Here is a 6,502-nt window from a genome sequence, read left to right as displayed (position 1 = left end):
AAGAAAAATTAGAATATTGCTGTGCATATTATCCCAAAAATTGGAGAGACGGTGTAGAGTATAAAAAAGAAGACGCATATTTTGTAAAGATGAATATTGAAAATATTCTTTTGGGAAAACTAACAGAGTCGGAAGCTTTTTCAGTAAAAGATTTGTTAAGTAATAATAATTTTTTTCTTTATGGTAAATATAAAAATCGTTGGGGTTTCGTTTCAATAGATGGGGATACAATCATAGAAACTGAAAAATTTGAAGGACATAGAACTTTAGATATTTTTAGGGATAAAAATATTGATGAAGTAATAATTGGACCATTACCCAAAAGACCCAAAAAAATGTATATTGAAATAATCAACTCAAAGAAATATCCTAATACGACACTTGAATTTAATATTAAATGAGTTTTATAATCAAGGTTAGTATTAGAGAAAACAATTATTTGGGTTAGATTAAATCAATGTAAAAACAAAACCTCATCATAAAAACCATAATCACTAGCCCTGATGGGAGGGAAATCCTTTCTCTTGCTCCTTTAGCAAGAGAAAGATTGGAAGGACAGCAGGAAATAGCTCCTTAATTTTATTATATCTCTAAATTTTTGTTTTTGTTTTTTGGGGTTATTTAATTGTGATTCTTTTCTTCTTCAGGATATTCAGATATGGTTTTCTGGCGGGGTCTTTTTCCCAATCTGTGATTAAATCTTCGAGTATTTGGCGGTCGATGTTTTTGGTTATTTTTTCTACAAAAGCGGTAACTCTTTTCTCGAAATTCTTTTCCTGATGTTTTGAATATGTTTTTTTGACATCTTCAAGTGTTATTTCTTTGCTATTTAATGTGTTTTTTTCTCTTAGGTATTGTTGTTCCCTTATGTCAGCTTTTTGTTCTAAATAGGCGGGATACCATTCTCCGTAGATTAAATTAGAATCGACTCCTTTTTTGGTGCTTCCAAATTTTCCGGTACGTGCCATTTTAAAGAATACAATAATATCTTCCAGACTTTCGTATTTAAAATTTTCTAGCGTATCTACGGTTAAAATCTCGATTTGATCATTGGAAAGTTTGGTGCTAAAACCAAAGGAGTTTATAAATCGGTTTACGAGAACATTTACAACGCTAAAACCGATTGTTCCGTTCTCGTTTTTAAAAACCGTTCTTATGTTAGGCTTAGAAAATGTTTGCTCAATCGAGAGATTCATCTCGACAAGTGCCATTTGAGCATTGCCAGAAATAATAGATTTACTTAAATTTAAAGTCTCTTCCAATTTCGCTGTCCATTGCAGCTGTAAAGATTTGTTCGCTTGATTTGTTATTTCCATTTTCGGTATTTTTATACTTGCCTTCGATAATTTTAATAAAGTTTGCGGGTTTTAATATCCAGTCAAAATCTGCAGTCCAGCCACGTTCGTTTTCTCCGTTTAAAAATCGACTTTGTGCTACTTTCTGAAAAGCATCGCCTAATCCTGTCAATCCTGATTCTGTAATTCTGTTTTTGATGGCAGATTTTCTCTGAATTGTTAATTTTTGAACGGCTGGGAGTTTGTTGCAAACAGAATTAAAAATCGATACTATTTTTTCGAAATCAATTTTCTCAGGTTCTTTGATTGTGATTTCTTTTTTGGGCGCAATCATAAGTTCTTTCTGTACTTCTTTTTTATGAATATGTTCCTCTCGAAACATAGGTTCATAAATCAGGTAATCGTCTTGAATAATCAAAATGCCCTCGGCAACCAACTCTATCAGAGGATTTTCTATTTCATGCAAATCAAAAGCTGTTAATTTGGCAATTTGTAAAGCAAAATTGGTAGTTTGATCTTTGCTTAGTTTAAACTTTTGCTTTAGCATAAGCGTACCGCAATTATTTTCTTTATGTAAAAGACATAGTATGGAAATTAAGATTCCATGTGCGGCTGGAGAACATACTTTTAGTTGAGAATTGTTCATCCAGTTATCGATATATAGAGGGAAATAGGGTTGAGTTGCTAAGGTCATTTGATTGTTATTTACTTTGTTTTACTTATTATATCATAGACTTTTTTAGTCAGTTGGATATCGTATAGACTGTCGTGTAGCTTTTTTTCGTCGACAATAATTCCTAATTTATTGGCAACAGCTTTAAGCTTAAAATTGGGCATTTCGTGTCTAATATCTTTAAGGTATTCTGCCGCTAATACCATCACATCGATGGTATTAGACCAGAACCAAGAATCGAAAGTCGTGTCGTTGCATTGTTTAAAAAATGCTTTGAGAAACGCATTATCAAAATGAGCATTGTAGGCGCAAAAGAAATAGTTGTCTTTTGGGTCATGTTTATTGCAATTCTTTTCTAACAAGGCAATTAACTCAGGATATACGATTGTTCTGTGTGGATAAGCATAAACGGTTTCTAGTTTTAAACCTCCCAGATCCAAAGCAGCTTGTTCGACTTTGCTTGTTTCATGCGGTTTTACTTTATAATCGAATGTGTCGGTAAGTACATTTTCAATGTATATCGTTCCAGAGATTTGATGTACGGCGTGTTGCCAATGGTTTAATCCCGTTGTTTCGACATCTATAAATATTTGTTTCACAGTTATATGTTTCTAGATAAAAATTGTTGTTGGTTCCAGATTGGTAATGACATTTGGATTAATCCAAAGTTGTTTTCTTGTGATAAAACTTCGTATCCTTTTACCAATTGTTTCTCGATTATTTCTTTGGCATTATTTAAGGCAAGATGATATTTGTATTTTCCTGTTTCGATATCTTCGGCGGACCAAACCAAAATTGCAATTGCAAATGGTGCAACTGTTTGTAGCATTACCATAATGGTGGTATTAAAATCACGACCAGTAACCTCAGAAACTACTTCCTGACACATTCCTTCGGATAAATCATAATGCAATCTTGCAGCTTGATGATAAAATGCTTGCAGATCTTCGATTGATGAGCTTTTTACCGATATAATAGCATCTACACCAATGTTTTCTTTAAATTGTATGGCATCGGGTCTTACTTTTAGTTTTAAACCTGTATTGGTGTCGGTATAATAAACAGATGTTTCTCTTTTGGAATGGAGTATAAGCCTTCTTAAAATTCCGTTGCCGTATTGATCATAATGTTTTTTTAGAATTTTGATTTTAACCATATTTTCTTCAGAAACAGGCTCTACATCTGAGCAGTTTTTTAAAGTTCTGATGTAAGCACGTTTTCCATCGATTTTGTCTAAACTCAAACCCAATGTTTCTACAACAGTTTTGTGGCAATGTTCCAGAACAATATCAAAAGGTGTTTCTTGTCTCTCGATTACGCCATATCCTCTTTCGGTTATTAATTGTTCCCAAAACTCGACTGCTTTTGTAACGCCTTCGTTTGTATTTAGCGGAATATTAGGCTCGATTATAACTCGGCTGAATTTTGTAGGTTCTAAAATTGCCTGATGTAAAAATGTGCTTAAATTAAAATGATCGGCATTTTCTTTTAGTTTTTTCAGTTCCTCTTTATCCTCGCTTTTTGCAAACTTAAAATGCAAAGGTGTTCTTAAAGCAGCTTTTAGCATAGATGAACTTAAAGCATCGCTGCTTAAGTATTTTTCTTTTCCGTCCTGAATGACTAATCCATTAACATTTAATATTTCGGTATAAATATGTTTTGGTTTTGCTTCCGATTGAATAAATTCGGCTATAAATTGAGCGGTAGGATATTCGTTTAGCGGTCGCGTAAAGTCGATTGTGTTGTTTCGTACTTCTTTATCGGTTGCAATTGTAGGATGTAAATTTGACATAGTGATTTTTAGTTATTATGGGTTAGTTATTTTACTTATTCTTGATTTCAATCCATTGGGTGTAATTAATTTTAACGCATAGGAACATAGGTTTTATGTGTAAAAAAAGAATACAAAAAGAAATACATTTCTTTCGCATAGCTCTATGTGGAAAAATTGTGATTTTCTAAAACCATCTTCGATTATGGTTTTAAATCTATCCCGAAGCTTCGGGACTATGTGTTAAATAAAATTTTGGTATTTATGTAAAAGAGGTTGTGATTAATATCCTTTTATAGCTTTTAATTGTTTCTTCAGAGCATATTCTTTCGGATTTCTTGATTACGTGACCAGCAGTGTTTCTTCTTTCCGGAAAGGGATTTCCCTTTTCGTCGACCAATTCTAAAGTATGCATGCCTGACCTTCTGACGGTTTTGACTTTTAATAATGATCCTGTTGCCGTTTTATATGTTTGGTTTTTTTCGATTGCCATTGTTATTGTTTCTTAAATTAAAAAGACGATTAGCACGCCTATTCCTAGCCCAATCCAAAAAGCAATTAATATGCTTATAATGTAAAAAAGGAAAGTTCTGTTTGGTTTTTCTTGCTCTAATTGTTTCATAATTATTTAATCTTGTTTAATGCTATTTGTAGGTGTGAGGGATGATTCCGGTATATATTCTTTGTTTTTATTAACCAGTCTAGAAAGAATAATCGCCTGATTTCTATTTCTATATCCAGAATTGTAGTATCGGTCGTAGTTTCAAACCTAAACGGAATCTTTTCGGATGATAAAAATTCTTTTAAGAAATCGATAAGTGCTTTTTTATTTGAAACCGCAAGACTGTAAAGTGGTACTTTGTCATTGTTATAAACCTTGAAAATAGTACCGTTTATTTCTTCGTCTTTTTTTGAAAATGATATAAATAGATAATCGGGTTTGTTTTCGGCCATTTTTTTACTGGTGTCGAAAACTGTACGTATCTGAGCATCTATATTCATGATCAAAAAGGGTTTTGGGTCACAAATAGTAAGTCGTTCTTTATCTCTTCTGCATTCTTTGTTTGTAGCTTAATTGCTAAATCTGAGATTGTGGAGCAGGTTTCGTAATTACTTTCTTTTTTATCAAAAAGTATTCTTAATGCAGTAGCCAGGACGTTTTTTTCTTTGGCTGTTAATGCATCCATGATTCGTAATTTTTGATTTTTAAAGTGATAGTTTCTCGAATTATAATTTTAGGTTGCTGATTAAGAAGTTGTAGTCTTTCTTTTTCAATCGGAATCAACTCACTGTGCAAATTGTATAACCTTGATTTTATTTTGGACAATCGTAGTTTCATGCAGTCATTCATTACGGTATTTCCTTCTCGGTAGTAGTAAACTGAAAGCTTTAAGCAAGTATTTCTTAATTTTTCATAAGCCGAAATGTTTTTTTTGATACGTTGTATTTTCTCTGAAATTTCCTCTAACTTTGCCATTCTATTTAGTATTAATGCCCCTAGTCCGGGCGTTATTAAAATCTGGATTAAAAACTGTTCATTCCCGTGAGCGGTTTTTTTATTTGCCTAATTTTAAGGGTTAGTATATTGTTTAATAGGCGTTTGTGTTTTTGTGTGGGTTTTTATTATTCGAAAATTTCATTCTCTTTAAGTCCTGTAAATTTTGTAATCGCTTCGATAGATTTGGTTTTGGTCAGGTTGTCGTGGTTTGTGTTTATCCATCTTCTCATGGTTAAATATGACTTGCCTAACGCTAATGCTATTTGCATCTTGACTTCATCAGTTCCTAGTTTTTCTTTTGCGGTTTTTGTTAGTTCCATTTTAATTGCCTACTTTTGATTAGTTATTTTTGTATAGTGCAAATATAAAGTAAAATGAAAGTATAATGCAAGTAATTTGAATAAAATTAATGTGATTTACTTTTATTTGTAATGGTTATAAATAAAACGTAAAATGGATACAGTTGGGTCTAGATTAAAAACCCTTATCAGAAATAAAGGTATAACGCCTTATGAACTCTCTGAGAATACGGGTATTTCGCAATCGACTTTAAGTAGAATCATAAATAAAGATTCTAAGCCAAATATTAAAAACCGTAAAATACTTGCGGATTATTTTAATGTTCCAGGAAATTACTTCTTACCTGAAAGTGAACAGGAAGTAGTAGTTGAAGAAGAGGAATATTTGGAAAATAAAAATGGTAATAAATTTAAAGAATTAGAGAACGGAAAATTTATTATGACTGTGCCGCTTGTACCTGTAAAGGCTTATGCTACTTATATAAGCGAATGTTGCGAAGGTGATTTTGTAGACGGATTTAATGATGTAAATTTTTACGTAGATCAATTTGCAAGAGGTAATTATGTAGCTTTTGAAATAAAAGGGGATAGTATGGATAACGGAGGATTGTATGATAATCCGGAAGGTTCTATTACACTTTGCAGAGAATTAAATCGTCAGCATTGGAAAGACGGATTTAGAGGTTCTCAATATGGCTGGATAATCGTGCATAAGGATACAATAGTGTGTAAAGATATTATTGCTCAGGATTTAGAAAATGGTACAATAACGTGTCATTCTAGGAATCAAAGTCCAGAATATCAAGATTTTATTATTGAGTTGAATGATGTTAAGCAAATTTTTAAAGTAATAAAAAGAACTTTTTAATATCCCCAATAAAACAATATTTCCAATTTATTAAAATAAAAAAAAGTCTAAAAGTCTTTAAAATAAGTTGCTTACAAGGATAAAGTGAATTTTTGCAT

11 protein-coding genes are annotated in these 6,502 nt (G+C 32.0%); 2 read left to right on the top strand and 9 right to left on the bottom strand.

The features are described from left to right. On the top strand, positions 1–401 hold a 401-nt coding region (locus B8T70_RS24020), incomplete at its 5' end, for a hypothetical protein (protein ID WP_165763251.1). Between the two features lie 216 nt (positions 402–617). Here B8T70_RS24020 and B8T70_RS22760 read toward each other — a convergent pair. From B8T70_RS22760 to B8T70_RS22720, 9 genes are all read right to left on the bottom strand, one after another. Further along, positions 618–1,262 carry a hypothetical protein gene (locus B8T70_RS22760; protein ID WP_086896336.1) on the bottom strand — a complete coding sequence of 215 codons (645 nt, stop codon included), beginning with the start codon at positions 1,260–1,262 and terminating at the stop codon, positions 618–620. After that, positions 1,237–1,989 carry a hypothetical protein gene (locus B8T70_RS22755; RefSeq protein WP_123912157.1) on the bottom strand — a complete coding sequence of 251 codons (753 nt, stop codon included), beginning with the start codon at positions 1,987–1,989 and terminating at the stop codon, positions 1,237–1,239. The genes B8T70_RS22760 and B8T70_RS22755 overlap by 26 nt, the downstream gene beginning before the upstream one ends. Positions 1,990–2,000: 11 nt before the next feature. Beyond that, positions 2,001–2,567, bottom strand: a complete 567-nt coding sequence (locus tag B8T70_RS22750; protein WP_165763250.1) for a 3'-5' exonuclease — start codon at positions 2,565–2,567, stop codon at positions 2,001–2,003. A 2-nt stretch (positions 2,568–2,569) separates the two neighbouring features. Further along, positions 2,570–3,760 carry a PD-(D/E)XK nuclease-like domain-containing protein gene (locus tag B8T70_RS22745; RefSeq protein WP_086896333.1) on the bottom strand — a complete coding sequence of 397 codons (1,191 nt, stop codon included), beginning with the start codon at positions 3,758–3,760 and terminating at the stop codon, positions 2,570–2,572. A 241-nt stretch (positions 3,761–4,001) separates the two neighbouring features. Next, entirely contained in the window at positions 4,002–4,232 is a 231-nt protein-coding gene (locus B8T70_RS22740) for a hypothetical protein (protein WP_086896332.1), read from the bottom strand. Positions 4,233–4,363: 131 nt separating this feature from the next. Next, the gene (locus B8T70_RS22735) at positions 4,364–4,741 is read right to left on the bottom strand and encodes a hypothetical protein (RefSeq protein ID WP_086896331.1); all 378 of its coding nucleotides are present in this window, start codon (positions 4,739–4,741) and stop codon (positions 4,364–4,366) included. Positions 4,742–4,743: 2 nt separating this feature from the next. Further along, entirely contained in the window at positions 4,744–4,926 is a 183-nt protein-coding gene (locus tag B8T70_RS22730; RefSeq protein ID WP_086896330.1) for a hypothetical protein, read from the bottom strand. Continuing rightward, positions 4,914–5,216, bottom strand: coding sequence for a hypothetical protein (locus B8T70_RS22725; RefSeq protein WP_086896329.1), 303 nt, complete (start codon positions 5,214–5,216; stop codon positions 4,914–4,916). The genes B8T70_RS22730 and B8T70_RS22725 overlap by 13 nt, the downstream gene beginning before the upstream one ends. Positions 5,217–5,362: 146 nt before the next feature. After that, a complete protein-coding gene (locus B8T70_RS22720) occupies positions 5,363–5,557 on the bottom strand; it encodes a hypothetical protein (protein ID WP_086896328.1) in 195 nt (64 codons plus the stop codon). Between the two features lie 133 nt (positions 5,558–5,690). On the opposite strand from B8T70_RS22720, the gene B8T70_RS22715 reads away from it, so the two are divergent. Beyond that, positions 5,691–6,404, top strand: a complete 714-nt coding sequence (locus B8T70_RS22715; protein WP_086896327.1) for a helix-turn-helix transcriptional regulator — start codon at positions 5,691–5,693, stop codon at positions 6,402–6,404. Positions 6,405–6,502: the final 98 nt, after the last annotated feature.

Source organism: Flavobacterium sp. AJR (assembly GCF_002156885.1).
In the GTDB taxonomy this organism is placed as follows: domain Bacteria; phylum Bacteroidota; class Bacteroidia; order Flavobacteriales; family Flavobacteriaceae; genus Flavobacterium.
Note: the sequence above shows the minus strand (reverse complement) of the source record. Positions and strands in the feature narration are given on the sequence as shown.